The following is a 25,775-nucleotide window of genomic DNA, read 5'->3' as shown; positions in this document are numbered from 1 at the left end:
CTTGAAGGGCACGTCTTGGTTTTTACCCGGTGGGGATCAGCCACGCACAACAGGACACGGATCAGAAAATACTCAGTGGATACTCGATGATGACGCGGACTTCGTTGTTGTCCGTGGTGTCGGCACGCGCCACTTGCGCGGTCGACCGCACACTGGCCTGGCGCACCCGCACCGACAGGTCCCTGGCCTTGCCCGACTGCACGACGTAGCGCGCCTCGATGTCGCGCTCCCAGCGCTTGCCGTCATCGCCGTAGCGACCATAGGCGCCGTTGGGACCACCGTCGTAATGGCTGTCGTCGATATGATCACCGCTGACGTAACGCGACATGAAGCTCAGGCCCGGCACGCCGAAGGCCGCCATGTCCAGGTCATAGCGCAGTTGCCATGAACGCTCGTTGGGGGCGTTGAAGTCGAGCACCTGAACCGAGTTGGCGAGGAAAATCGAAGTGCCTGGCTGCTGGTCGAAACCCAGGTAATCGAACGGCTCATCGCCATCGACCTGTTGATAAGCCAGGGTCAATCGATGGGCACCGAACTTGTAGGCGGTGGCCAGCGACCAGGTGGTGTTGTCGATCTTGCCGGCCAGGCTCTGGCCATCGTCGTTGGTGCGATAGAGGTTGAAATCCAGGTTCAGCGACTGACCTTCACCCAGGGCAAAGGTATAGTTGCCATTGGCGTAGTACTGGCGCCAGATGTCGGTGAACTGCGAACCGTAGAGGCTGACGTTCAGTTGATCGCTCAGGGCGTAACTGCCGCCCAGATAATCGACGCTGCGGGTTTCCACGCCAGCGTACAGCGCTTTCAGCGCGCCATCGGCATTGGTCGAGTTACTGTCGTTGCCAGAGGTGAAATGACCGATGTCCAGTTGCAATGCCTTGAGCTCATTGCTGGTCAGCTGGAAGCCGGTGGCAACACTGGTGAACAGTCGCGCATTGCCGGTGCCGAACACCGGGTTGAGCGGGGTCAGGTTGCCGTACTTGAGTTCGGTCTGGGAGATCCGCGCCTTCACCGCGCCACCGGCTTCCGAGTATTCATCCTCGGGGCGACCGTCAGAATCGACCGGCAGCAAACCGGTGCCCGTGCGTCCCTTGCCGCTGTCGAGTTTGAGACCCAACTGCGCATAGGCATCGACTCCAAACCCAACCGTGCCTTGGGTGTACCCGGAGCGGAAATCGAGCATGATCCCGTGGGCCCATTCATCCCGATAATTCTGCCCGCCAGGGTTGTTGAGGTTGTTGCGGTAGAAATAGAAGTTACTGTTGGTCAGGGTCAGGCTGCTGTCTTCGACGAACCCGTTGTCTGGGGCGGCATAGGCCATTTGCCCAAAGCCACTGCTGATGGCGAGCGACAAGGCAGGCCAGGGGGACAGTCTCATTCTGCGTGCTCCTTATTATTGTGATTGCACAGAACTCTTTATCGATGGCGATCGAGGCCCTGCCGCCAGGAAATCCAGCAGCAAGACCTCGGCAACGCAGGTATCAGGTGACGCTGTGGCGAACCTGGAACTTCGCTTGCGCCCAGGTGCTCTGATCGAGAATCTCGCCCAGGATCTGCACCGCATCCCAGACCTCGGTGAAGGTCGTGTACAGCGGGGTAAAGCCGAAGCGCATGATTCGCGGTTCGCGGTAATCGCCGATCACGCCCCGCTCGATCAAGGCCTGGATCACTGCATAGCCTTCGGGGTGCTCGAAGCTCACGTGACTGCCACGTTTGGCGTGCTCGCGCGGCGTGATCAACTTCAGTTCGTGAGCCGCGCAACGCTGCTCGACCAACTCGATGAACAAGTCCGTCAGGGCCAGGGATTTGCTACGCAAGCTGGCCATGTCGGTCTGGGCGAACACATCCAGCCCGCACTCGACCATCGCCAACGAAGTGATCGGCTGGGTGCCGCACAGGTAACGAGCGATGCCGCTGCTCGGCTCGTAGCGCGACTCCATGGCGAACTGCCGCGAGTGGCCGAACCAACCGGACAGCGGCTGCGGCACCAGATCGCACAACTGCGGCGAGACCCAGGCAAACGCCTGCGAACCCGGACCGCCGTTGAGGTACTTGTAGGTGCAGCCGATGGCGTAGTCGGCACCCGCCTGATGCAGGTTGACCGGCACCGCGCCAGCGGAATGCGCCAGGTCCCAGATGGCCAGCGCCCCACACTCATGGGTCAGCGCGGTCAGCGCTTGCATGTCGTGCATGTAGCCGGTCTTGTAGTTGACGTGGGTGAGCATCACCACCGCCGTGTCCTGGTCAATCGCTTGCGGCAGCTCTTCAGGGCTGTCGACCAGGCGCAGGGTATAACCCTGCTGCAGCATGTCGGCCAAGCCTTCGGCGATGTACAGGTCGGTGGGGAAGTTACTGGTTTCGGTGACAATCACCCGCCGTGCTGGCGACCTTGTGGCTTGCACCCGCAGCGCGGCACTGAGTACCTTGAACAGGTTGATCGAGGTCGTGTCGGTCACCACCACTTCACCGTCACGGGCGCCAATCAACCCGGCCAGGCGGTTACCCAGGCGCTCGGACAGATCGCGCCAACCGGCACTGTTCCAGCTGCGGATCAGGCCATCGCCCCACTCTTGGGCAATCACTTCCTGGGCACGCGCCAATGCCGCGACCGGTCGTGCGCCCAACGAGTTGCCATCGAGATAAATCACACCGTCGGGTAGCGCAAATTGCTGGCGTAGCGGCGCGAGAGAGTCCTGGGCATCACGTTCCAGGCAATCGTTTCTTGTTGTCATCGGGTGTCCTGTTCCTTGAAGGTCGAAGCGTTTTTTCAGGCGTTGTCGGCCCCTTTTTCGTGGAGAGATAATGAACGAAGCTTTGGAGAATTTTCGTGCAAAGTAAGCGGCTATAGGGTAGTTATTTCGCACAAAATTCGAATCCAACACCTATAAACGCGGATTTACACCAACCATGAATCTCGACGCGACAGACCTGCGAATCCTCCATCAACTGCAACAGGATGGCCGTATCAGCAACCAGGAACTGGCGGAGAAAGTCGCCCTGTCGCCGTCAGCCTGTCTGCGCCGCTTACGCCTGCTGGAAAGCGAGGGAATCATCACGGGCTATCGCGCCGTGCTGAATGCCGAACGGCTGGGAATCGAACTGGAAGCCATCGTCCACGTGTCATTGCGACAGGACGTCGAGGACTGGCACGAGACCTTCATCAAGAAGGTCCAGTCGTGGCCGGAAGTGGTCACCGCGTACGTGATTACGGGCGCGAGCAACTATGTGCTGCGGGTCCAGGCGCGCAACCTCAAGCACTTCTCCGATTTCATCGTCAACCACTTGAACCGCACGGCGGGGGTCACCGATATCCGCTCGGAAATCGTCCTGCAGAAAATCAAGGAGCGTGAAGAGTTGCTGGACCTGGTAGTGCGCAAGTAAGGGCCGAATCGCTCATAAGCCGCGCATGCGCCGGGCTTCATTTCGCTGCAGGGTCATGCTCGGGGACTCGTCGAACAGCTTGCGGTACTCCGCGGAAAAACGCCCCAAATGGGTGAAGCCCCAACCCATGGCGATCGCGGAAATATTGCGCGCCGAGCCGTGCTCGAGAATCTCCTGGCGCACACCGTTCAAGCGGTATTTCTTCAGGTAGACCATCGGCGACAACGCGAAGTACTTCTTGAACGCCTCGAACAGCTTGAAGCGCGAAACCCCGGCGGCGGCTTCGATGTCCTCCAGGTGCAAGGCCTCGCGAGCATTGTCGTGAATGTATTGCCGCGCCCGGATCAGGTAGTGCGGCAACTTTGTACCCAGCACCTCGCGCAACTCTTCTGAATAATTGTTCGGCTGGGCGAAGATCAAGCCTTTGATCAGCGAGCTTTCAATGTCCCGGGTGAAGGCCACTTGCTCGTAGAGTTCGCTGCTGCGTTCCAGCTCGGCGATGAAATAGCGCGCCATGCGCCACCAGGACGCCGACGCGCCGTCGACCGCATCCATCACCGGTTCAAAGCGCAGCGGCGCATCCAGCGGCCGCTGCAGCAAGCCTTCCAGGGACTCGCTCATGGCAACGCGGGTGATCACCACCTGGACTTTACGGCAGTCGCCGGAAATCGCCAGCAACTGGTTTTCATTCGGCGAAATGATCACGCCCTGGTCGCGGTCGGACTTCACCACGCTACCGTTCTTGCTGAGTTCCTGCTCGCCCACCAGGGGCAGGCTCAGGCTGTAGCTGCTGAAGTGCTCGGGGTCTTCGATATCGATGGTGACATCGGTGCCGTATTCGATAGTGCCCAGCGTCGTGGCCATCGACTTGAACATGTTGGCGCTGTGATGGAAGCGGATGCGCTCGGGCGTCGTGGTCACGAGTCGATGCGGCCCGCAAATTCCGGACATCCAGCTTCTCGCGGCCTCAAGGTCGTCGCTGTCGACACGAATGTCGCGACACTGCGGATCGGTCTTGCTGTTCATCACGGTGCACCTACGGGCTATTTTTCAGCGCGCTCTGACGGCGCGTCTCTGGCTTGGAAAAGGCAAGTTCCAGGCCACAAAACACCAACGCCAACTGAGCGGATAGCAATCCTCGACTATGCGGATAACGCAGCCGATGAACGCGACCCAACAGGCACTCGACGTTGCGCAAAACAGTACCTGATTGCTGCAAACAGGTGCAGCCGTTCATCGTTTGGCGCGCTGTTTGGGTAGTCGCTGCCCAGCTTGGTACCGTGCGCGTGTTACCCGACAAACTTTACGGACTGCCTTCGCCCACAAACCGGATAGACCCCCACCCGCCCCACTCCCTCTAATGAGCGCACCGATTAGCCCCAATAAAAAACAGGTACACACCCATGAGTGGCGAAAAAAACGTCGAGCAGTGGAAAGCGTTTATCCAGGGCTGCCTGGATTTCCGTCCGGCAGAAGGCGTGTTCCGCATCGCCCGGGACATGTTCACCGAACCGCAGCTGTTCGATCTGGAAATGGAACTGATCTTCGAGAAGAACTGGATCTACGCCTGCCATGAAAGCGAGCTGGCCAACAACCACGACTTCGTCACGATGCGCGCCGGCCGTCAGCCGATGATCATTACCCGCGACGGCGACGGCCAACTCAACGCATTGATCAACGCCTGCCAGCATCGCGGCACGACCCTGACCCGCGTCGGCAAGGGCAACCAGTCGACGTTCACCTGCCCGTTCCATGCCTGGTGCTACAAGAGCGACGGGCGCCTGGTGAAGGTCAAGGCGCCGGGCGAGTATCCGGAAGGTTTCGACAAGGCCACCCGCGGCCTGAAAAAGGCCCGTATCGAGAGCTACAAGGGTTTCGTGTTCATCAGCCTCGATGTTCACGCCGACAACAGCCTTGAAGACTTCCTCGGCGACGCCAAGGTGTTCTTCGACATGATGGTCGCCCAGTCGCCAACCGGTGAGCTGGAAGTGCTGCCCGGCAAGTCGGCCTACACCTACGACGGCAACTGGAAACTGCAGAACGAAAACGGCCTCGACGGCTATCACGTCAGCACGGTGCACTACAACTACGTGGCCACGGTGCAGCATCGCCAGCAGGTCAACAGCGATAACGGCACCAGCAGCGGCAGCACCCTGGACTACAGCAAGCTCGGTGCCGGCGATGCCAATACCGATGACGGCTGGTTCGCCTTCAACAATGGTCACAGCGTCTTGTTCAGTGACATGCCGAACCCGACGGTGCGCTCAGGCTACGCCACGATCATGCCGCGCCTGGTCGAAGAACACGGCCAGGAAAAGGCCGAATGGATGATGCATCGCCTGCGCAACCTGAACATCTACCCGAGCCTGTTTTTCCTCGACCAGATCAGCTCGCAATTGCGCATCATCCGTCCGGTGGCCTGGAACAAGACCGAGATCATCAGCCAGTGCCTGGGGGTGAAAAACGAATCGGACGCCGACCGCGAAAACCGCATTCGCCAGTTCGAGGATTTCTTCAACGTGTCGGGCCTGGGCACACCGGACGACCTGGTGGAGTTCCGTGAAGCCCAGCGCGGTTTCCAGGCGCGCCTGGAGCGCTGGAGCGACATTTCCCGCGGCAGTCATCGATGGGCCACCGGCGCCACGTCCAACAGCGAGTCGATCGGCATTGCCCCGGCCATGACCGGCACCGAATTCACCCACGAAGGGCTCTACGTCAACCAGCACGGCAACTGGCAGAAATTCCTGCTCGATGGCCTGGACGCGAAATCCCTGAAACTCCGTGAGGTGCAATGATGAATGCGCAATTGCAGTACCAGATCGAACAGTTTTTCTACCGCAAATCCGAACTCTGCGATGCCCAGGATTGGGACGCCTACCTCAAGCTGTTCGACGAGCAAAGTGAATTCCACCTGCCGCAATGGGACTCGGAACACGTCTACACCCGTGACCCCAAACGCGAAATGTCGCTGATCTACTACCCCAACCGTTCAGGCCTGGAAGATCGCGTGTTCCGCCTGCGCACGGGCAAGTCAGCGTCGTCGACGCCGATGCCGCGCACCTTGCACCTGATCAACAACGTGCGCATCGGCGAACTGGAAAACGGTGAACTGGAGGTGCGCCTGAACTGGCACACGCTGTTCTATCGCCTGGCCACCTCCGAGCAGTTCTATGGCCGCGCGACCTACCGGCTCAAGCCCCACGCCGACAGCTGGCTGATCAGGCGCAAGCATGTGCTGCTGCTCAACGACACCATCAACTCGGTACTCGACTTCTACCACCTCTGAATCCATGGAGACCGAGGCATGAATCACAAAGTAGCGTTCAGCTTTGCCGACGGCAAAACCCTGTTCTTTCCCGTGCAACCCAACGAAATCCTGCTCGACGCCGCCCTGCGCAACGGCATCAATATACCTCTGGATTGCCGCGAAGGTGTCTGCGGAACCTGTCAGGGTCGCTGTGAATCGGGCGACTACAGCCAGGATTACGTGGACGAGGAAGCGCTCTCCAGCCTGGACCTGCAGCAACGCAAGATGCTCACCTGCCAGACCCGGGTGAAGTCCGATGCGGCGTTTTACTTCGACTTCGCTTCCAGCCTGTGCAACGCCAGCGGCCCCGATCGCCACAGCGCGACGGTCACTGATGTGCGGCAGATTTCGGCGAGCACGGCGATCCTGCACCTGGACCTGGGCACTGCAAACCAGGCGCTGGACTATCTGCCGGGGCAATACGCGCGGCTACGGGTTCCGGGTACGCAAAGCCTGCGTTCCTATTCATTCGCCAACCGCCCCGATAGCCGTAATCAACTGCAGTTCCTGATTCGCCTGCTGCCCGACGGCGTGATGAGCAACTACATCCGGGAGCGCTGCCGCGTGGGCGACGAAATCATGCTCGAGGCACCGCTGGGTGCGTTCTACCTGCGGCATGTGGCCAAACCGTTGATCCTGGTGGCCGGCGGCACCGGGCTGTCCGCACTGCTGGGCATGCTCGACGACCTCGCCGAACGCGGCTGCGCGCAGCCGGTGCACCTGTACTACGGCGTGCGCGACGCTGCCGACCTGTGCGAACGCGCACGGATCGAGGCCTATGCCGAACACCTTCCGGGGTTTCGCTACACCGAAGTCGTCAGCGATCCATCGCCACAGTGGACGGGCAAGCGCGGCTACATTGCCGAGCACTTCGACCTCAGTGAACTGCGCGACGCGCCGGTCGACATGTACGTCTGTGGTCCACCGCCGATGGTCGAGTCGATCAAGGACTGGTCGCAGACCCAGGCACTGGACAGCGTTCACCTGTATTACGAAAAGTTCACCGAGAGTAATATCTGATCTTTCAAATCAGGCCTGACAACAATAACCAGAAGGGAACGAGATGGCGGATGAAATCTTGCAACAGGGAACGCTCAAGCGAGGGTTGAAAAATCGACATATTCAACTGATCGCCTTGGGCGGGGCGATTGGCACCGGGCTGTTCCTCGGCTCCGCAGGCGTGCTCAAGTCGGCTGGCCCGTCGATGATCCTCGGTTATGCGATTGCCGGGTTCATCGCCTTCCTGATCATGCGCCAGTTGGGCGAAATGATTGTCGAGGAGCCTGTGGCCGGTTCGTTCAGTCACTTCGCCCACAAGTACTGGAACGGTTTTGCCGGATTCCTGTCAGGCTGGAACTACTGGGTGCTGTACGTGCTGGTGGGCATGGCCGAACTGACGGCCGTCGGCAAGTACGTGCAGTTCTGGTGGCCGGAGATCCCGACCTGGGTCAGCGCCGCGGTGTTCTTCGTCCTGGTCAACCTGATCAACACGATGAACGTCAAAGTCTTCGGCGAGATGGAGTTCTGGTTCGCGATCATCAAGGTCGTGGCAATCATCGGCATGATCGTCCTGGGCTGCTACATGCTGTTCAGCGGCTCCGGAGGCCCGCAGGCGTCGGTCAGTAACCTGTGGAGCCACGGCGGTTTCTTCCCCAACGGCACCACCGGCCTGCTGATGTCGATGGCGTTCATCATGTTTTCCTTCGGCGGCCTGGAACTGGTCGGCATCACGGCCGCTGAAGCCAGCGAACCGAGGAAGGTGATTCCCAAGGCGATCAACCAAGTGGTTTACCGCGTGTTGATCTTCTACGTCGGCGCACTCACCGTGCTGCTGTCGCTGTACCCCTGGGATCAACTGCTGCAGACCCTCGGCGCGTCCGGCGATGCCTACAGCGGCAGCCCGTTCGTCCAGATCTTCTCGCTGATCGGCAGCGACACCGCCGCGCACATCCTCAACTTCGTAGTGCTCACCGCAGCGCTCTCGGTCTACAACAGCGGCGTCTACTGCAACAGCCGCATGCTCTACGGCCTGGCCGAACAGGGCGATGCACCGAAGTCGCTGATGAAACTGAACAAACAGGGCGTGCCACTGCGGGCGCTGGGCATCTCGGCGCTGATCACGATGCTGTCCGTGCTGGTCAATTACCTGGCGCCCCATGAAGCGCTGGAGTTGCTGTTCGCCCTGGTGGTCGCCTCGTTGATGATCAACTGGACGCTGATCAGCCTGACCCACCTGAAGTTTCGCAAAATCATGGGCCAGCAAGGCACCGTGCCGAGCTTCAAGTCGTTCTGGTTCCCTTACAGCAACTACCTGTGCCTGGCGTTCATGGCCGTGATCATCTGCGTGATGTGGATGATTCCGGGCATTCGCGCCTCGGTCATCGCCATCCCGGTGTGGGTGTTGATCATCTACGTGTTCTACCGGATGCGTGTGGCGCGCAACCGCGGTTTACCAGTCGCGCAATAATCCTGCACGCAACAAAAAGCCCCGGCATTCATTGAATGCCGGGGCTTTTCAATTCCGGTCAGATCAAAGTGTCGAACGCACCCGCCACAACTCCGGGAACAGCACGGTATCGAGCATCTTGCGCAGATAACCAACCCCTTCAGTGCCGCCAGTGCCGGGTTGAAAACCGATGATCCGCTCGACCGTGGTGACATGGCGGAAGCGCCACTGCCGGAACGAATCTTCAAGATCGATGAACTTCTCGGCCAGTTGATAGAGATCCCAATAACGCGACGGATCCTTGTAGACCACACGCCAGGCCGCTTCGACCGAGGCGTCATGCTGCGTCGGGCCGGTCGGGTCACGCTCGAAACGCTGCGGGTCAATCGCCAGTCCCGCGTTGGCCATCAAGCGAATGGCTTCGTCATACAGCGAAGGGGTGGCGATGGCTTTTTCGAGTGCCTGCAACAGCTCCGGCCGATGGGCGTGGGGGCGCAACAGCGTCGCGCTCTTGTTGCCCAGGATAAACTCGATTTCACGGTACTGAAACGACTGGAAGCCCGACGATTGCCCCAGGAAAGGCCTGATCGAGTGGTACTCGGTGGGCGTCATGGTGGCCAGCACCGTCCACGCATGCACCAGCTGATCAAAGATCCGCGAGACCCGCGCCAGCATCTTGAAGGCCGGCGGCAACTCACCCAACCGAACATGTTCGCGGGCGGCCTTGAGCTCGTGCAGCATCAGCTTCATCCACAGTTCGGAGGTCTGGTGCTGAACGATGAACAGCATCTCGTTATGGTCCGGCGACAACGGGTGCTGGGCACTGAGAATGCGCCCCAGGTCCAGGTAGTCGCCGTAGCTCATGGAGTCGGAAAAATTCAGCTCGGCGTTATGCCATTCCTCTGTCTGATTAGCAGGCGAATACGGGCATTGGCTCATTGAGCAGGCTCCTCATGTGGCTGTGAATTCAATGGACGCAAGATCGCCCTGACCGGGCTGGCGTCGAGGTTGGCAAAGCGCAGCGGCAGCGCGATCAACTCGTAATCCCCTTCCGGGACGTCATCGAGCACGATGCCTTCGAGAATGGCCATGCCGTGACGCGCCACGGCGTTGTGCGCATCCATGGTCTTGGATTGCTGCGGGTCCAGCGACGGCGTGTCGATACCGATCAGGCGCACGCCGAGACTGGCGAGCAGGTCGACGGTGTCTTTGGCGACCGCGGTGAATTCAGGGTCCCAGGTCGTCAGCGGTGCGTGCTGATAGGTGCGCAGCAGGACGCGTTCGGGCAGGTTAGCCAAACGACCTTGCAGTTGCCCGGGTTGCACCAGAGCGTCGCTGCCCAGGCAATGCAGCACCCGGCAAGGCCCGATATACACATCAAGGGGCACATCGCCGATGGCCGCGCCGTCCTTGCTGTAGTGCAGCGGCGCGTCAACATGGGCGCCGGTGTGCGGCGACAGCGTGATGCGCCCGACGTTTACCGGGCACTCAGGCCCCAACGTCCAGACGCGCTCCTCCTGAAACGGCGTATCCCCCGGCCAGGTCGGTGTTGCGGTACTCAAGGGCGGGCTGATGTCCCACCACGACATTGTTTTTTTCATTGCACAGCTCTCGGCCTTTTCCGAAGTGAATGATACGAGCGATACCTGTGCATGTTCTTGCAAAAACATTCGAAAAAGCCCGGGGCTTTCGCACAAACTGCCAGATATCGGCGGTTTATCGAGGGGAAATTTCAATGGCTCCACAGCCGCCAGCTGACGTCGAGCAGGTGACGGCCGCTGCGTTTCTGGATACCTCGATGTCGAGCACAGACAACTGGTCCCCCGGCAGGCCCTATAGGGTTCGACTTCAGCTCTCCCCCAACGCCGGAGTCATCATGACCGCACCGATTACCGTTCTTCGCGACACCCATCCGCTGCCCGTACTCGACGCCTGCAAATGGGAAAAACTCGAAGGCGACCCGCACACCGTCAACCTCAACGCCTACACCAGCGAAGATGGCAGCAAGATCATGGGCACCTGGATCTGCACACCGGGTAAGTGGTACGTGGAATACGTGAAGTGGGAATACTGCGACTTCCGCGAGGGCTACTGCATCATCACCCCGGAAGGAAAAGAGCCGATCCACCTGCGTGCCGGTGACATCTTTGTCATTGAGCCGGGGATGAAAGGCACCTGGGAAGTGGTGGAAACCGTGCGCAAGTATTTCGTGTTTGCCTGATGCAAAAAAACCGGGGAATCACCCGACGTGATTTCCCGGTAAGTGTCTGGCAATCCAGTAACTGTGGGTGTGTGCCTGCTCGCGATAGCGGTGGATCAGTCACCATTAGTGTTGAATGTGCCGGCCCTATCGCGAGCAGGCTCTCTCCCACAAGTTTTTGCCACAGTCTTGCTATTGCGGTTTGCGATAGCTGTTGATGATCGCCGAGAAGTCGCTGCCGCCTTCCCCACGCAGGCTCATCGCCTGATACAACTGTTGCGCCACCGCGCCAAGCACCACTGGTTGGTGCGCCTGACGTGCCGCTTCCGTGGCCAGCCCAAGATCCTTGAGCATCAACTCGGCGCCGAAGCCACCGGTGTAGCCGCGCGAAGCCGGTGCCGTTTCGACGATGCCCGGCCACGGGTTGTACATCTCCGAACTCCAGCAACGTCCGGTGGAGCTGTTGATGATGCCCGCCAGCACCTTGGTGTCGATACCCAAGGCATCACCCAGCGCCATGGCTTCACTGACGCCGACCATGGAGATACCCAGCAGCAGGTTGTTGCAGATCTTGGCGATCTGCCCGGTGCCGACTTCGCCGCAATGGACGATGTTGCGGCCCATTTGTGCCAGCACCGGTTGCAGGGTCGCGAACAGTTCCGGGGTCGCACCGACCATGAACGTCAAGGTCCCTGCCGCAGCGCCACCGGTGCCACCGGAGACCGGCGCATCGGCCATGGCCACGCCCTGCTTGGCAGCGGCGACGGCCACGTCACGGGCGGTCTGCGGATCGATGGTGCTGCAATCCACCGCAGGTACACCCTTGCCGATACCGGCGAGCACACCGTCTTCGCCCAGCCAGACGCTGCGTACATGCACGGCAGCGGGCAGCATGGTGATGACCAGTTCCGCACCTTGCGCCGCCTCACGGGCCGAAGCGCTAATGCTGCCGCCCAGTTGCTCAAGCTCCGCCAGCACGGTCTTGTTCAGGTCGACCAGGCGCAGTGAATGGCCGGCCTTGATCAGGTTGCGCGCCATCGGCGCGCCCATGTTGCCGAGACCGATAAAAGCGATGTTCATGTCCGGCTCCTTAACGCAAATTGATGGTGGTGTTCACACCGTCGTTGACGCTGTCGTCATCGAACCAGCGGCTGGTGACGGTCTTGGTCTGAGTGTAGAACTGCACCACTTGCTTGCCATACGGGCCCAGGTCGCCGAGCTTGGAACCGCGGGAACCGGTAAAGCTGAAGAACGGGACCGGCACCGGAATCGGGATGTTGATGCCGACCTGGCCGACGTCGATTTCGTTCTGGAACTTGCGCGCCGCCGCACCGGATTGGGTGAACAGGCCCGTGCCGTTACCGAACGGGTTGGCGTTGACCAGGGCAATGGCCTCGTCGAGCGTGTTCACTTCCAGTACGACCAGCACCGGGCCGAAGATTTCCTGGGTGTAGATCTGCATGTCAGTGGTCACACCGGAGAACAGGGTCGGGCCGACGAAGTTGCCCTTCTCGTAACCGGGAACGGTGATTTCGCGACCATCGAGCTCGAGTTTCGCGCCTTCCTTGATGCCGCTTTCGATCAGGTCGAGAATTCGCGCCTTGGCCTTTTTCGAGATGACCGGACCGACATCGGTGCCCGGCTCGCTGCCAGCATTCACCTTGAGTTTCTGCGCCAGCGCCTTCAAGTCTGGCAGCCATTGCTTGGCCGCGCCGACCAGCACCACCACCGAAGTCGCCATGCAGCGTTGACCGGCCGCGCCGAAGCCGGCGCCCACCAGCGCATTCAGCGCCTGTTCGCGATTGGCATCGGGCAGGACCACGGCGTGGTTCTTCGCACCCATCATCGATTGCACGCGCTTGCCGTGCTTGCCGGCCAGGTCATAGACGTGAGTGCCGACCGCCGTTGAACCGACGAAGGAAACGGCCTTGATGTCTTTGTGGGTGCAGAGCGCATCCACCACATCCTTGCCGCCGTGCACCACGTTGAGCACGCCGGCCGGAACGCCGGCCTCGATGGCCAGTTCCACCAGCAGCATGGTCGACATCGGGTCCTGTTCGGACGGCTTGAGCACGAAGGTGTTGCCGCAGGCGATGGCCATCGGGAACATCCACAGCGGAATCATCGCCGGGAAATTGAACGGGGTGATGCCAGCGCAAACGCCAATTGGCTGACGCAGGGTGTAGGTGTCCACGCCGCCCGCCACGTTTTCAGCGAACTCGCCCATTTGCAGGCTGCCGATGGAGCACGCGTGCTCGACCACTTCCAGGCCACGGAAAATATCGCCTTCAGCGTCGGCAATGGTTTTGCCCTGCTCGGCGCTCAGGACCGCCGCAATGCGCTTGGAATGTTCGCGGATCAATGCCTGCAGCTTGAGCATGATGCGCATGCGCGCGCCGATCGGCGTCAGCTTCCAGGTCTGGAAGGCGCGATGGGCAGCGCCGATGGCAGCGTCGACTTCTTCAGCGGTGGCAAACGGCACCTTGGCCAGCACTTGCTGGGTTGCCGGGTTGATGATGTCGTGCCACTCAGTGGTCTGGGATTCGACCCACTGGCCATCGATCAACAGCTTGACCTTTTGCACGGTGGTTTCGTTAGGCGTAAGCGAAGCGTTCATGTGGGTCTCCAAATCTTTGTTTTTATTCCAGGAGCCAGGGCGAACAGTCACCCTGCGATGAGGCGTGTGCCGCGAATTGGTGATCGGGCTGTTTTTGGAGTATAGATGTGCAAACTTCTAATAAGAACGCACATAAAAGCCGGTCCATCATGCAAAAAAACATCACGTCTCTAGGTTCGCTGAACTGGGATGACCTCAAGTTTTTCCTTGAGGTCTCCCGTACCCGCAAGGCCAGCACAGCAGCCAAGCGCCTGGCCGTCGACTACACCACCGTGTCGCGGCGCATCAGTTCACTGGAAGCTTCGCTGGGCACCCTGCTGTTCGAGAAATCCCGGACCAGCGGCTTTGTCCTGACCGCCGAAGGCCAGCGTCTGATGGGGTACGCCGAATCGATCGAAAGTACGCTGCACATGGCCTGCGAACAGGTATCGGGCTCCGGGGTGGCGTTGTCCGGCCATGTGCGCATGGGCTGCACCGAAGGTTTCGGCAGCTTTTTCATTACCCCGCAACTGAGCCATTTCGTCGATGCCTACCCGGCGATTTCGGTGGACATCCTGCCGCTGCCGCACTTCATCAGCCTGTCCAAGCGCGAGGCCGACATCGTCATCGCCCTGGAACGCCCGGAGCACGGGCCCTATGTCTGCTGCAAACTGACCGACTACCGCCTGCAGCTGTATGCGACCCAGCAATATCTCGACAAACACCCGGCGATCCGCCGCCCCGCCGACCTGGGCAAGCATGCGTTCATCAGTTATGTCGACGACCTGGCGTTCAGCTCCGAGTTGCTGTACCTGGCCAACGTGCTCCCAGGCGCCAGCGCCAATTTGCGCAGTACCAGCGTGATCGCGCAGTTCGTGGCCGCGCAGCAAGGACGATCGCTGGCCATCCTGCCGTGCTTCCTTGCCGCCCAGGACCCACGGTTGCTGCCGGTGTTGCCGCAGGAAATCAACATTACCCGGCAGTTCTGGATGTACTGCCGGGAGGATTTGAGGAAGCTCAAGCGGATTACCCTGTTGTGGGATTACATCCGCGCGGCGACCGAGCAGAACCAGGCACTGTTGATGGGGGACAGTCGGCAGATGCTGTTCGCCGACTGACGACCTTCAAAAACGTTCAGGTTGTAACCGGTTGGCGACCAGCCACTTTCCTGGACAATGTCTTGCCAAAAGCAATCCACCACTTTTCATAGTAGAAGGTCGAGATATGGGCGGTTATGAAAATGGCGGCGAACAACAACGGACGTTTCAGGTATTTAACGACCGTATCTCCGCTACCCAGCCAGGTATGCGCCAGCAACGGATGAACCACGTAGAGCGCGTAGGAGATGGTGGCGATATAAAACAGAATGCGGTTGTTCAGAACGTGGGCAATGAATGTCCGGCCATTGAGTAATGTGCTCCCCACCATGGCCGCAGCAATATAGGGGCGCAAGTAGTTCATGAAGCCGCCGTCGGGATGACTGGATACTACAAACAGGGCAAACAACGTTATTTGCACGACCAGCATTTGTGCTGGAGCTTTCACAAGGTTACTACCCAGTCTTTTGTGATAGATCAGCGCCAGTATGCAGCCAGACAGTATTTCATCAATGCGGTAATAGGTATTGATGACGACATGGGCATCATTCATGACTCGGTAGGTCGTGACGGCGATGGCGAGAAAAGGGATCAGCACCATCCACCTTTTCCTCATCAGAACGACCAGCAACGCGATGGCCAAGTAAAACTGGACCTCCATGCACAAACTCCATAGATGGCCGTTTATATTGCCAAGCCACATGGGTGGCCAGTTTGCAAAGAACAAGAAGTTTGCGATGTAGTAATCCGGAGGGCTGCTCATCATAGGCAAAACTATTGCCATGTACAGCCAGGCGAGAGGCACTATGCGAAAGAACCTGCGAATCAGAAAATCAATGACGCTGTCGTTATTGAGCAGAAAGCTTGTTATCAGGAAACCCGACAACGTAAAAAATATAGCCATGCCCATGACGCCAGCGGCGGAATTCAACTGCAAAAACTTTGGGCCAAGTGGTAGCAAGTGACACGCCAGGACCAGCAAGATACTTATGCCGCGCCATCCATCAAGTACGTTTAATCGAGAGCCTGCTACGGAACTATCACTCATATTGGCATTCGCTCTTTGGATATGAAAACCCAATAGTCGTAGCAGTGAAAATCTCATGGAGCCAGACCATTCAAGCCTGAAGTCTAGGCCACCTTCTGATCTTTACACTTCACGCCACGATAAAATTTTGTCGCGAGCCAGTTGCTGAATAACTGGTTTTTTGACGTTGCTTTCATGGCGTGAAGTGTATCGTCCAATTTTTTGGCAGATGCGCTGCGAGCGCTGTCAGTCGCTCGCCTCCTTGAGTTCCAGCATCAGCCCGCTCAAGCGTTTGACCCGGCGTCGCACCGCTTCTTCGAAGACGCCTGAGCGAGTTTCGATCAATGTGAACCAGTCCTTGGCCCGGGTGATGCCGGTGTAGATCAGCTCCTTGGTGAGCACCGGGTTCAGGGCGTCGGGCAGGATCAACGCGGTGTGGGCGAATTCCGAGCCCTGGGATTTGTGCACGGTCATGGCGTACACGGTTTCGACATCATTCAGGCGGCTGGGCAACACAAAGCGCACACCGCCCTGTCCGTCGTTCCTCGGGAAGGCTACCCGCAGCACTGGTTTGCCGGCTTCGGGCCCCTCGCGCTCGGGGAGCTTGAGGGCAATACCGATGTCGCCATTCATCAAGCCCAGGCCGTAATCATTGCGTGTCATCAGCACCGGCCGGCCTTCGTACCACTGCTGGTTACTGTCGATCAGCCGTGCCTTCAGCAAGGCGTCGGTCACCCGCTGGTTCAAGCCTTCCACGCCCCAAGGGCCTTTGCGCACGGCGCACAACAACTGGAAGGCGTCGAATGCCTGCAGGACCTCCCGGGCCCAATCGGTCCAGCGTGCGTCTTCCAAGGGACAATCGAGCGCTGGACGCTGGTTGCGCAGCAGGCTCAAGTAGTAGCGGTAGCCTTGCGGCCCCTCACCATGCCCTTCGAGCAACAGGCGCTCCAGCGCGCGGTCCTGTTCATTGCGCAGGGACAGGCAGAACACATCGTCGTGGCTTCGCGCCGCCAACAACTTCCTGGCTTGCGTGGGCTGTTGCTGGTTCACCCAACGGGCCAGCTGGCCAATGCCGCTGCCTTCGCCGAATCGCCGCGAGTGGCGCAACATCACCACTTGCTGGGCCAGCGGATGGGTGCCCTGGGTATCTTCCTCCAATCCGCTGGCGTCCAGGCTTTCGCCACTGACGGCCTGCAGCCACTGGCGAGTCTGCGGGCTATACCAGCCCGCTTCGGCGTCGCGACACAGATCGCCCAGCACGGCACCGGCCTCCACCGACGCCAGCTGGTCCTTGTCACCCAGCAGCACCAGGCGGGCATGAGCGGGCAGTGCGTCGAGCAGGTTGGCCATCATTTCCAGGTCGATCATCGACGCTTCGTCCACCACCAGTACATCCAGCGGCAAGTGATTGCCGGCGTGGTGACGGAAATGCCGCGTCCCCGGGCGGCTGCCAAGCAGGCGGTGCACGGTGGTGACATCAGAGGGGATTTTATCGCGGATGGCTTCAGAGACTTTCAGCGTGCGCACTTGCGCACTGATGGACTCGGTCAGCCGCGCCGCGGCCTTGCCGGTGGGCGCGGCAAGACGAATGCGCAGCGGCTTGCCCGCCTCTACCGCCGGAGCCTGGAGTAAAGCGAGCAAGCGCACGACCGTGGTGGTCTTGCCGGTTCCCGGGCCGCCGGTGACGATGCTGAAAGCACTGCGCGTCGCCAGGGCGCAGGCGAGTTTCTGCCAGTCGATGACCTCACCGGGCCTGGCCGGACCGAACAGCCCCGTCAGGCGCTGCAACAAATCATCCGGTGCGCTCTCATGCACTGCAAGGCGCTCACGCAAGGCATTGTCGATACGCCGCTCGTAGGCCCAGTAGCGCCGCAGGTACAGGCGCTTGCCGGCCAACACCAGGGGCCGCTGTTGCACGCTGTCGCGCTCGTCCGCAGCCAATGCCACCAGGCTGCTGGCGGCCAGCACCTTGCACCAATGGGCGCCATCCAGCGCTTCGAGCAGCTGCGAAGGCAGCAACATCGCGCCACCTTGCATGTCGCCTTCCGGTGGCAGCGACAGGGCGAAATCCGGCTCCTTGAGGGTCTCGAACAGATCCAGGCACACATGCCCGTGCCCCAGCTGGTGACTGGTCAACGCCGCCGCCAGCAGCACCAGCGGATCATCGTCCGGGGCCAGCTCGTGGAGAAAGCCGACGAAGGCCTTGTCCAGTGCTCGCAACCAGCCGCGCTCGACCCAGCGCGTGAGCAGCAGCAACAGGTCTTCGGCACGACTCAATGGGGTGAGTTGCGCCAGGCTGTCGGCGCTCAGTGGCGTCGACAGCACATCGGCGAAGGTACGGTTCATAGCAGTACTCCCTGTTCCCAGGCGGGTTCGACCCTGGGCTCCGGCTTGCCTTGGAACAGGCGGTCCAGGCGCTCGATCAGCGCCCGGGGCGGACGGGCGAAAAACACGCCCTGGCTTGGCGCACGGGTGCCGCGCAAGAACAGGTACAGAGCCCCTCCGACATGCCGGTCGTAATCGTAATCGGCAAGTCGGGCCTTGAGCTGGCGATGCAAGGCCAGCAGGTACAGCACGTATTGCAGGTCATACCGGTTGTCGAGGATCGACTGTTCCATGGCCTGTTCGGTATAGGCCGTGTCGTCGACCCCGAGCCAGTTGGATTTGTAGTCGGCGACGTAGTAGCGGCCGTCATGCTCGAACGTCAGGTCGATGAAGCCCTTGAACATGCCGTTGAGCATCACCGGTTCGGCGGCCACCCGCGGCACGCCGTTGTGGGTGTGTTGGCACACCAGGGCATCGAGCTTGAGCACATCGACCTTGTGGCTGGCGAACCAGAATTCCATTTCAACACGGTACTGGGTCAACTGCCCGAATACCACCGGGGCCTCGCCGCTGCCCAGCGGCAAAGGCGACTTGAGCAGATGCTGCAACCATTCACTCAGCGTGCTGATCCAGCCCTCCCAGCCACGGCGGTTGCAGCGACGGCCAATAGCATCTTCCACGGCTTGTGGGGTGACGGCGAAACCTTCGTTGCCTGCCCATTCGAGCAAGCCATGGAGAAAGGTGCCCGGGTTCGGGCCACGGGGGAATCGATGGATATCGGCACCGCCGGTTACCATCTCCCGGGGGGCATGCGGGTCGAGACGTTCGTCGTCGAAGAGTTTCTGTGCCTGCGGGCTTTCGGGCGCCTGGTCACTGCCGATGCTCAGGCTGTCGCCGATGCGCAAGGCGCTGTAGGAGGCAATCCACCAGTTTTCACTGGCCTTGCGTTGCACCGTCAACGGTGCCAGCAACGCGGCGGTGTTCTTCGGAGGATGGTAATGCTCGGAGGTGGCCTCAGGCATTTCGCCATAGCCCATCGCCGGACAGCCCTGTTGCAGGTCTCGTAACCAGGCCTGCAAACCCGCCGACTCGTTCAGGCAGGCACCACCGCCCAACAGATACCCCAGTGCCGACAGGTGCAGCACCGAACTGTTGCCGTTACCACGCTTGAGATCCGCCACGCCCAGCCAGCAGGCGTGTTGCGCCCGGGTCAGGGCCACATACAACAGGCGCAGGTCTTCGGCCAGGCGCTCGTCATCGGCCAGGGCAATCAGTTCGGCCGTGGGGTTCAAGCTCACCTGGGCCTTGCCCGCGGCGTCGTGGTAATGCAACGGCAGGCGGCTGCCATCCACCGGCTTGGCCGAGCAAATGAACGGCAGGAACACCAACGGGTACTCCAACCCCTTGGACTTGTGGATGGTCACGACCTTGACCAGTTGCTCATCGCTTTCCAGGCGCAGGATCTGCTCTTCACCCGCCTGGCCCGACAAGGCCAGGTGCTCGGACAAATGCCGGATCAAGGCCTGCTCGCCGTCAAGTTCGGCGGCCGCCTGCTGCAGCAACTCGGACAAGTGCAACAGGTTGGTCAGCACGCGCTCGCCATCGCTGCGCGCCATCAATGCCTGGGGCAGCTTGAAGTCATGCAGCAGGCGTCGCAGCATCGGCAACACACCCTGCTTGCGCCAGAGTTCGCGATAACGACGGAACTGCATGACCCGCGCTTCCCAGGCCAGCTCGTCCTGGTTCAACTGCGCAAGTTCGGTCAACGACAGATTCAGCGTGATGCTGGCCAATGCAGCGCGCAGAGGCCGCTCGACGTCCGGCTCGGCGCAGGCCTTGAGCCAGGTCAGCACGTCGTGGGCTTCCTGCGCGGCGAACACCGAGTCCTTGTCCGACAGGTAAACGCTGCGCACGCCTCGGGCAGCGAGCTCGCTACGCACCGCCTGGGCTTCCTTGCCGTCGCGCACGAGGATGGCAATGTCCGAGGGCATCAGGCCTTTCAGCGCCTGGTCGTCACGCACGAACCCGGCAAGGCCTTGTTGACCGCCGTTGAGCAAGGCAGTGATTTCACTGGCGCAGGCGGCGGCCAGTTGCTGGCGGTAGACGGCGCCGGACAACGGCTGCTCAGCCGACAGGTGCCAGATGTTCAACGCCGGCACTGCCTGATGATTGATGCGCAGGACTTCTTTGCGCCCCTGGGACTCGACGGGCAGGAACGGCACCGGGTTGTCGCCATTTTTTTCCCGGAACAGAAAGGCTCCGCGCCCCGACTCGCGAGACTCGGCATAGTCGAACACATGGTTCACGGCACTGACCATGCCATGGCTCGAACGGAAGTTGGTACCCAGGGTATGCAGGCGGCCAGTGGTCGCCTGACGGGCACGCAGGTAGGTATAGATGTCGGCACCGCGGAAGGCGTAGATCGCCTGCTTCGGGTCGCCGATCAGGAACAGTCCACTGTCGGGGCTGTTGTCTTCAATGCGGTAGATGCTCTCGAAGATCCGGTACTGCACCGGGTCGGTGTCCTGGAATTCGTCGATCAACGCCACCGGGAACTGTTCACGAATCAAGCTCGCCAGGCGCTCGCCGCCATCGCTTTGCAGCGCCGCATCCAGGCGCAGCAACATGTCGTCGAAGCCCATTTCCGCACGACGGCGCTTTTCCTCTTCGAAACGCGCCCCCACCCAATGGGCAGCGTGTTGCAGCACGACGGCATCGGGCGTCGGCAAGCCATCGAGACAGGCCTTGAGTGCAGGCATCGCGTCCAGCCCCGGATGATCCGGCGCGGGGCCCTTCTTCCAGGCTTCAGCCATGCCGTCGGGGGTCAGTCGCGTGAAGCCGGTACCGATGTCCAGTTGTTCAAGGGACTCGTCTTCGGCCCAGGCTTTGATTTTCTCGAACCAGGGCTCGAAATACCGCGCCTGCATCTTGCGCCCGTCGACGCTCTTGCTGGCGACACCTTCGTGACACAGGGCCAGCAACTCGTCGGCCCACTGGCTCCACGGCCTCTTGAGTTCAAGCAAGGCGGCTCGCCGCGCCTGCAGGCATTCGCTGATCAACTGCGCCGGTTCTTTACCGCTGAGGGTGTCGCGCTCGCTGGCGAACAGCCCGCGAATTCGCGGCAACAAAGCCGCCGGCCCGCCCCAATTGCTGCGCACCCAGTTCAACGCATCGCCTTGCATCGGATAACAGAACAGCCGCCAGTAGTCGCGCAGGACTTCACCCAGCAGATCGCTGTGGTCGGTTTCCAGGGTCTGGGTAAACAGGCTGCCGCTGTCAAAGGCATGCTCGCGCAACATGCGCTGGCACCAACTGTGGATGGTCGACACCGCCGCCTCATCCATCCATTGCGCGGCGATGTCCAGGCGATTGGCGCAGCCGGGCCACTGCTCGGGTGCGTATTGTTCCCGCAACTGGTCGATCAGCCCGTCGGGGGCTGGCGTTTCGTCGCGGAAAAAGCGCGCGGCTTCTGCCAGGCGCGTACGAATACGTTCGCGCAGCTCTTTGGTGGCTGCATCGGTAAAGGTCACCACGAGGATCTGTGGCGGCAGCAGTTCACGTCCGAAACCATTGAGGTCTGCGCCATGGCCCAGGACCAGGCGCAGGTAGAGTGCGGAAATGGTGAAGGTCTTGCCGGTCCCGGCACTGGCCTCGATCAGTTGACTGCCACGCAGCGGGAACGCCAGGGCCAAGGGTGTCTGGGTGGTCATGGGCGGGTTTCCTCACTGGACACTGAACGCCAAGGCGCCTCAAGCAGCGGTCGATACAGGGCGTCGCACCAGTCGACGAACGTCTCGTCGGCGACCAGGGCGTCGTAATCGGCGAACTGCCGCGCGAGCGCCACGCTTTCGCGGCGCTCACCGTCAGTGGTCAAACCGTCCCCCTCGTAGGCCTTGCGGGCAGCGGCCTGGGCTTTGGCCGGATCGGTTTGCCCAAGCCAGGCGAAGGCGGTCTTGACCGCAATCGGCAGCGGTTGGCGCATGCCTGATTGCCATGCCAGCAAAAGATCACCCAGGATACGCAAGGCACTGTCCTGTGCAATCGGGTCGAGCAGCAGGCTGTCGTCACTGGCCACCAAGGCGGTGGTCATCGGCATGCCGCTGGCGCACGCCACCAGATGGTTGACCCACGGCCGTGTCAGCCGATGCCATTTACGGGTCTTGACCGAACCGATGCTGTTGGGGATCGTCGTGACTGCCAGCAAGCCACCGTCAGCACGTTGATGCAGGCCGCTGAGCCAGCCCTCGATTCGCAGGTCATCCACTTGCAGATTGACTGGCAGGGCACTGGTCAGGGGCGTTGGCCACAGGGCCAGGAGCTGTTGATAACGTGCAAGCAGGTCCGGCAAGGGTTCGATCAGCTCGCGTTGCAGGCATTCGCCAAACCCCGCCATGGGCAGCAGCCCACTGTTTTGCAGGCGACTGGCGTGCGCCTCCAGCACCCGGTCGGTGTTATCCAGGTCTGCCAGTGCCGCGCCGAGCAAACTGTCGCTCAGGCCATAGCGTTGCAAGGCATCGAGGACAAAGGGTTCTTCATCGGCCAAAGGCGCTTCGGCCGCTTCAAAGAACACCTTCAATCGCTGACTGAAGAAATGTCGCACCGGGTTGCGCAGGAAATCCTGCAACTGCCCAAGACTCAACGGCTCCTCCTGGACGTGGGCATCGAGCATCCCGTGAACAGGCGCTGGCCCGCTGGCTTGATGGAGCACCTGCCACTCACTCGCATAGCTGAACAGGGCATCGCCCTGGTGGAAGTAACGGGCACTGAAGGGTTGCAGCGGATGTTCCTGGGTCATGGCCTCAAGCAAGTCTTGCTCGGCATCGGCCGATCGCCAACCGCTGGCCAGGTGGTCACGGAGCTGGCCGATCAACACCGATGCCGGGCGCTCGCTGTTATCGCGAATGCTGCGACCGACCCAGCTCACATAGAGTTGATCGCGTGCCGACAACAAGGCCTCCAGCAGCAAATAGCGGTCATCCTCACGCCGCGAGCGATCGCCGGGCCGGTAGTCGCTGCCCATGAGGTCGAAGTCCAGTGGCGGCTGTGCCCGCGGGTAGTCGCCATCGTTCATCCCCAGCAGGCACACCAGCTTGAAGGGGATCGCGCGCATGGGCATCAAGGTACAGAAGTTGACCGCTCCGGCCAGAAAGCGCTGGGACAACCGCCCCTGATCGAGGCCGGCCAGCCAGGCTTCACGGACGACGGTCAGCGGCAGTTCGTCTTGCAAGCCGACTGACTCACAGTTCTCCAACCAGGTTTCGCGCAACGTTTCCAGCTGCGTCAGCAAATACTCGTCGTGCTCGTTACTGGCCCGGAAGAACAGGGCCACCAACGCCTGTAAACGTAGGCTCCATTGCTGGGGCGAGGCCGGTCGAGAGAGTTCGTGATGGGCAATTTCCAGGGCATCCAGCAGCGCCACCAGCGGGCCTATGAGCGCGGCGTCCAGACCACCAATCTCGTCGTAGGGTTCGATGCCGCCACAGGCACCGGAACTGCCTACGGCGTACCCGAGCAACATCCGCCGCAGGCCAAAACGCCAACTGTTTTGCTCCAGTGCCTCAGGCAGGCCCAGGCCTGCACGCTGCTCGGCATTCATCCCCCAGCGGATGCCCGCCCCTTCGATCCAGCGATGCAGGGTTGGCAGGTCGCGTTCCTCTACGCCGAAGCGCTCCCGGAGCGCGGGGACGTCCAGCAGGTCGAGAATCTCGCTGACCGGGAAACGGCTGTCCGGCAGCTTGAGCAGATGCTCCACCGCAATCAGCAGCGGATCACGGCCGCGCTGCCCCTGGTCTGCGAGGGTGAAGGGTACGAAGCGCGGATCGTGGCGCTCCAGTTGGCCGAACACCGCGCGGATGTGCGGGGCATAGGCATCGATGTCCGGGACCATGACAATCACATCCCGGGGACGCAAATGTGAGTCGGCGCTGAAGCGCGCGAGCAATTGATCGTGCAGGATCTCCACTTCGCGCTGGGCGCTGTGGGCAATGTGGAAACGGATCGACGTATCTTTCTGCAGGTCTACGGCTGGCCAGCATTCACGGGTTTCGCCCAGTGGGCGCAACTCAAGGATGTCGTCCTGCAACTGGTTGAGCATGTGCAGCGGCTGGCTGTCACTGAACAGGTCGATGCGCCCGTCACGAAACGCCGAGCGATAGCTGTTGGGATCGTCGTAGCTGTCGAGCAGGTTGATGTAGTCCCGCCCCTGCTTGCCCCATGCAGCCAGTAAAGGATGGGCGTGTTGATGCAGGGTTTGCGGGTCGAGCACGCCCGGCATGCCGCTCTTGCGCGCCTGACGTTTGTATTGATGGCGCAGCAGGTCTTTGTCGGCGACGATGTCCGCCCAATGGTGACGGCAGGGGTTGTGCACGCACAGCAGAACCTGGCTGAACCGGGCCAGCCCGGCCAGGGCCTCGAGCGCTTGGGCGGGTAGCGAGGAGATGCCGAACACGATGACCCGGGACGGTAAACCGACCGGAGCAACGTCGAGACTGTTGATGCGTTCGATAAACCGCTGATGCACGCCGGCACGGCTTTGCGCCATCCCCTCTTCACCGACATCCAGCAACAGTGCGCGCCACAACTCTGCCTGCCAGGCATTGGCCGCGGTCAGCGGCTTGGCTTCGCCCCTGCCGTTACGTAACTGGTGACGACCTTGCGCCCAGTCTTCGAGCCAATCGGCGCGGTACACCTGGTACTGGTCGAACAGATCCGCGAGTCGCTCAGCCAGTTGATAGCGTTTGCGCAAATCGGGGTCATGGGTAAGAAACCGCTGTAGCGGCTCGAAGTGTGGCTGATTGATCAACTGTGGCAACAACCGCATCAGGCGCCAAGTCAGGGGGGCTTTATCCAGCAGCGACTTGGCCGGGATTTCGTCGCGACCCAGGACCATCCGGTAGAGCTGCCACATGAAGCTGCCGGGGAGCTGCACATCGATGGCGGCGGCGATTCCGCAGCCGCCCATGTCGTCATCTTCAGCGTCTTCTGCCAGTGCCAGCTTCAGCCATTGCGCGATGCCGTTGCTCTGCACCAGGGCGATTTCATTTTCCAGGGGAGCCAGCGGGTAGCGCCGCATCCAGCTCACTACCAGGCTGCGTAACTCGTCCAGGCGATTGCCATGGACCACCATAAAACCAGCACTGAGGGACGTTGCGTCCGGCATAAAGGCTTCCTTGGAAAGCGCAAATCGAGGGGCGACTTTAACATTGAAGGCGATTGGCTTCATTTGTAGGAGATAGGAGCGAGCATGCTCGCGATGGTCGTCAACGATGACGCGGGAAACCTGACACCCCGTGGCGTACTCAGGTTCATCGCGAGCAGGCTCGCTCCTACAGAAAAACGGAGCACAAAAACAAAACCCCTACCTGCATGCGCAGATAGGGGTTTTGGAATTTAATCTTGA

At 60.8% G+C, this 25,775-nt stretch carries 18 protein-coding genes; 7 read left to right on the top strand and 11 right to left on the bottom strand.

Translation table 11 applies throughout. The features are described 5' to 3' along the window. Positions 1-61: 61 nt before the first annotated feature. A complete protein-coding gene (locus tag HFK74_RS15970) occupies positions 62-1,375 on the bottom strand; it encodes an OprD family porin (RefSeq protein ID WP_180204343.1) in 1,314 nt (437 codons plus the stop codon). Between the two features lie 103 nt (positions 1,376-1,478). Then, positions 1,479-2,729, bottom strand: coding sequence for a kynureninase (gene kynU / locus HFK74_RS15965; protein ID WP_180204342.1), 1,251 nt, complete (start codon positions 2,727-2,729; stop codon positions 1,479-1,481). A gap of 175 nt (positions 2,730-2,904) precedes the next feature. Between kynU and HFK74_RS15960 the strand changes: the two genes are divergently transcribed. Further along, entirely contained in the window at positions 2,905-3,378 is a 474-nt protein-coding gene (locus HFK74_RS15960; protein ID WP_180204341.1) for an Lrp/AsnC family transcriptional regulator, read from the top strand. 12 nt (positions 3,379-3,390) lie between these two features. On the opposite strand, the gene HFK74_RS15955 is transcribed toward HFK74_RS15960, so the two are convergent. Continuing rightward, a complete protein-coding gene (locus HFK74_RS15955) occupies positions 3,391-4,404 on the bottom strand; it encodes a helix-turn-helix domain-containing protein (protein WP_180204340.1) in 1,014 nt (337 codons plus the stop codon). Between the two features lie 377 nt (positions 4,405-4,781). Between HFK74_RS15955 and antA the strand changes: the two genes are divergently transcribed. From antA to HFK74_RS15935, 4 genes are read left to right on the top strand one after another with little or no spacing between them, the layout of a single operon-like run. Further along, positions 4,782-6,173, top strand: coding sequence for an anthranilate 1,2-dioxygenase large subunit (gene antA / locus HFK74_RS15950; RefSeq protein WP_180204339.1), 1,392 nt, complete (start codon positions 4,782-4,784; stop codon positions 6,171-6,173). Next, positions 6,173-6,664, top strand: coding sequence for an anthranilate 1,2-dioxygenase small subunit (antB, locus tag HFK74_RS15945; protein ID WP_180204338.1), 492 nt, complete (start codon positions 6,173-6,175; stop codon positions 6,662-6,664). Before antA ends, antB begins: the two co-directional genes overlap by 1 nt. Before the next feature lie 18 nt (positions 6,665-6,682). Beyond that, positions 6,683-7,705 carry an anthranilate 1,2-dioxygenase electron transfer component AntC gene (gene antC, locus HFK74_RS15940; protein ID WP_180204337.1) on the top strand — a complete coding sequence of 341 codons (1,023 nt, stop codon included), beginning with the start codon at positions 6,683-6,685 and terminating at the stop codon, positions 7,703-7,705. A gap of 43 nt (positions 7,706-7,748) precedes the next feature. Beyond that, entirely contained in the window at positions 7,749-9,152 is a 1,404-nt protein-coding gene (locus tag HFK74_RS15935) for an amino acid permease (RefSeq protein WP_180204336.1), read from the top strand. A gap of 63 nt (positions 9,153-9,215) precedes the next feature. Here the strand turns inward: HFK74_RS15935 and kynA are convergent, their stop codons facing one another. Further along, the gene (gene kynA / locus HFK74_RS15930; protein WP_180204335.1) at positions 9,216-10,070 is read right to left on the bottom strand and encodes a tryptophan 2,3-dioxygenase; all 855 of its coding nucleotides are present in this window, start codon (positions 10,068-10,070) and stop codon (positions 9,216-9,218) included. Beyond that, the gene (kynB, locus tag HFK74_RS15925; protein ID WP_180204334.1) at positions 10,067-10,732 is read right to left on the bottom strand and encodes an arylformamidase; all 666 of its coding nucleotides are present in this window, start codon (positions 10,730-10,732) and stop codon (positions 10,067-10,069) included. Before kynB ends, kynA begins: the two co-directional genes overlap by 4 nt. 275 nt (positions 10,733-11,007) lie before the next feature. Between kynB and HFK74_RS15920 the strand changes: the two genes are divergently transcribed. Then, positions 11,008-11,352: a cupin domain-containing protein gene (locus HFK74_RS15920; protein ID WP_007946320.1), complete on the top strand. Its 345-nt coding sequence runs from the start codon at positions 11,008-11,010 to the stop codon at positions 11,350-11,352. 171 nt (positions 11,353-11,523) lie between these two features. On the opposite strand, the gene mmsB is transcribed toward HFK74_RS15920, so the two are convergent. Together mmsB and HFK74_RS15910 are read right to left on the bottom strand one after the other, a co-directional pair. Further along, the gene (gene mmsB, locus HFK74_RS15915; protein ID WP_180204333.1) at positions 11,524-12,411 is read right to left on the bottom strand and encodes a 3-hydroxyisobutyrate dehydrogenase; all 888 of its coding nucleotides are present in this window, start codon (positions 12,409-12,411) and stop codon (positions 11,524-11,526) included. A gap of 10 nt (positions 12,412-12,421) precedes the next feature. Continuing rightward, positions 12,422-13,948 carry a CoA-acylating methylmalonate-semialdehyde dehydrogenase gene (locus tag HFK74_RS15910; RefSeq protein ID WP_180204332.1) on the bottom strand — a complete coding sequence of 509 codons (1,527 nt, stop codon included), beginning with the start codon at positions 13,946-13,948 and terminating at the stop codon, positions 12,422-12,424. A gap of 149 nt (positions 13,949-14,097) precedes the next feature. Between HFK74_RS15910 and HFK74_RS15905 the strand changes: the two genes are divergently transcribed. Further along, complete coding sequence (locus HFK74_RS15905; protein ID WP_180204331.1) at positions 14,098-15,045, top strand: LysR family transcriptional regulator; 948 nt, start codon at positions 14,098-14,100, stop codon at positions 15,043-15,045. A gap of 16 nt (positions 15,046-15,061) precedes the next feature. Here HFK74_RS15905 and HFK74_RS15900 read toward each other — a convergent pair whose 3' ends face one another. The 4 genes from HFK74_RS15900 to recC form a co-directional block, all read right to left on the bottom strand. Beyond that, positions 15,062-16,072: an acyltransferase gene (locus tag HFK74_RS15900; RefSeq protein ID WP_180204330.1), complete on the bottom strand. Its 1,011-nt coding sequence runs from the start codon at positions 16,070-16,072 to the stop codon at positions 15,062-15,064. Positions 16,073-16,297: 225 nt separating this feature from the next. Next, positions 16,298-18,397 carry an exodeoxyribonuclease V subunit alpha gene (gene recD, locus HFK74_RS15895; RefSeq protein WP_180204329.1) on the bottom strand — a complete coding sequence of 700 codons (2,100 nt, stop codon included), beginning with the start codon at positions 18,395-18,397 and terminating at the stop codon, positions 16,298-16,300. Further along, positions 18,394-22,086, bottom strand: a complete 3,693-nt coding sequence (gene recB / locus HFK74_RS15890; protein WP_180204328.1) for an exodeoxyribonuclease V subunit beta — start codon at positions 22,084-22,086, stop codon at positions 18,394-18,396. The genes recD and recB overlap by 4 nt, the downstream gene beginning before the upstream one ends. Continuing rightward, the gene (gene recC, locus HFK74_RS15885; RefSeq protein ID WP_180204327.1) at positions 22,083-25,535 is read right to left on the bottom strand and encodes an exodeoxyribonuclease V subunit gamma; all 3,453 of its coding nucleotides are present in this window, start codon (positions 25,533-25,535) and stop codon (positions 22,083-22,085) included. Before recC ends, recB begins: the two co-directional genes overlap by 4 nt. Positions 25,536-25,775: the final 240 nt, after the last annotated feature.

This window comes from Pseudomonas sp. SbOxS1 (assembly GCF_013416725.1).
Lineage (GTDB): Bacteria > Pseudomonadota > Gammaproteobacteria > Pseudomonadales > Pseudomonadaceae > Aquipseudomonas.
The sequence above is the reverse complement of the archived record's forward strand: the minus strand, read 5'-3'. Positions and strand labels throughout refer to the sequence as shown.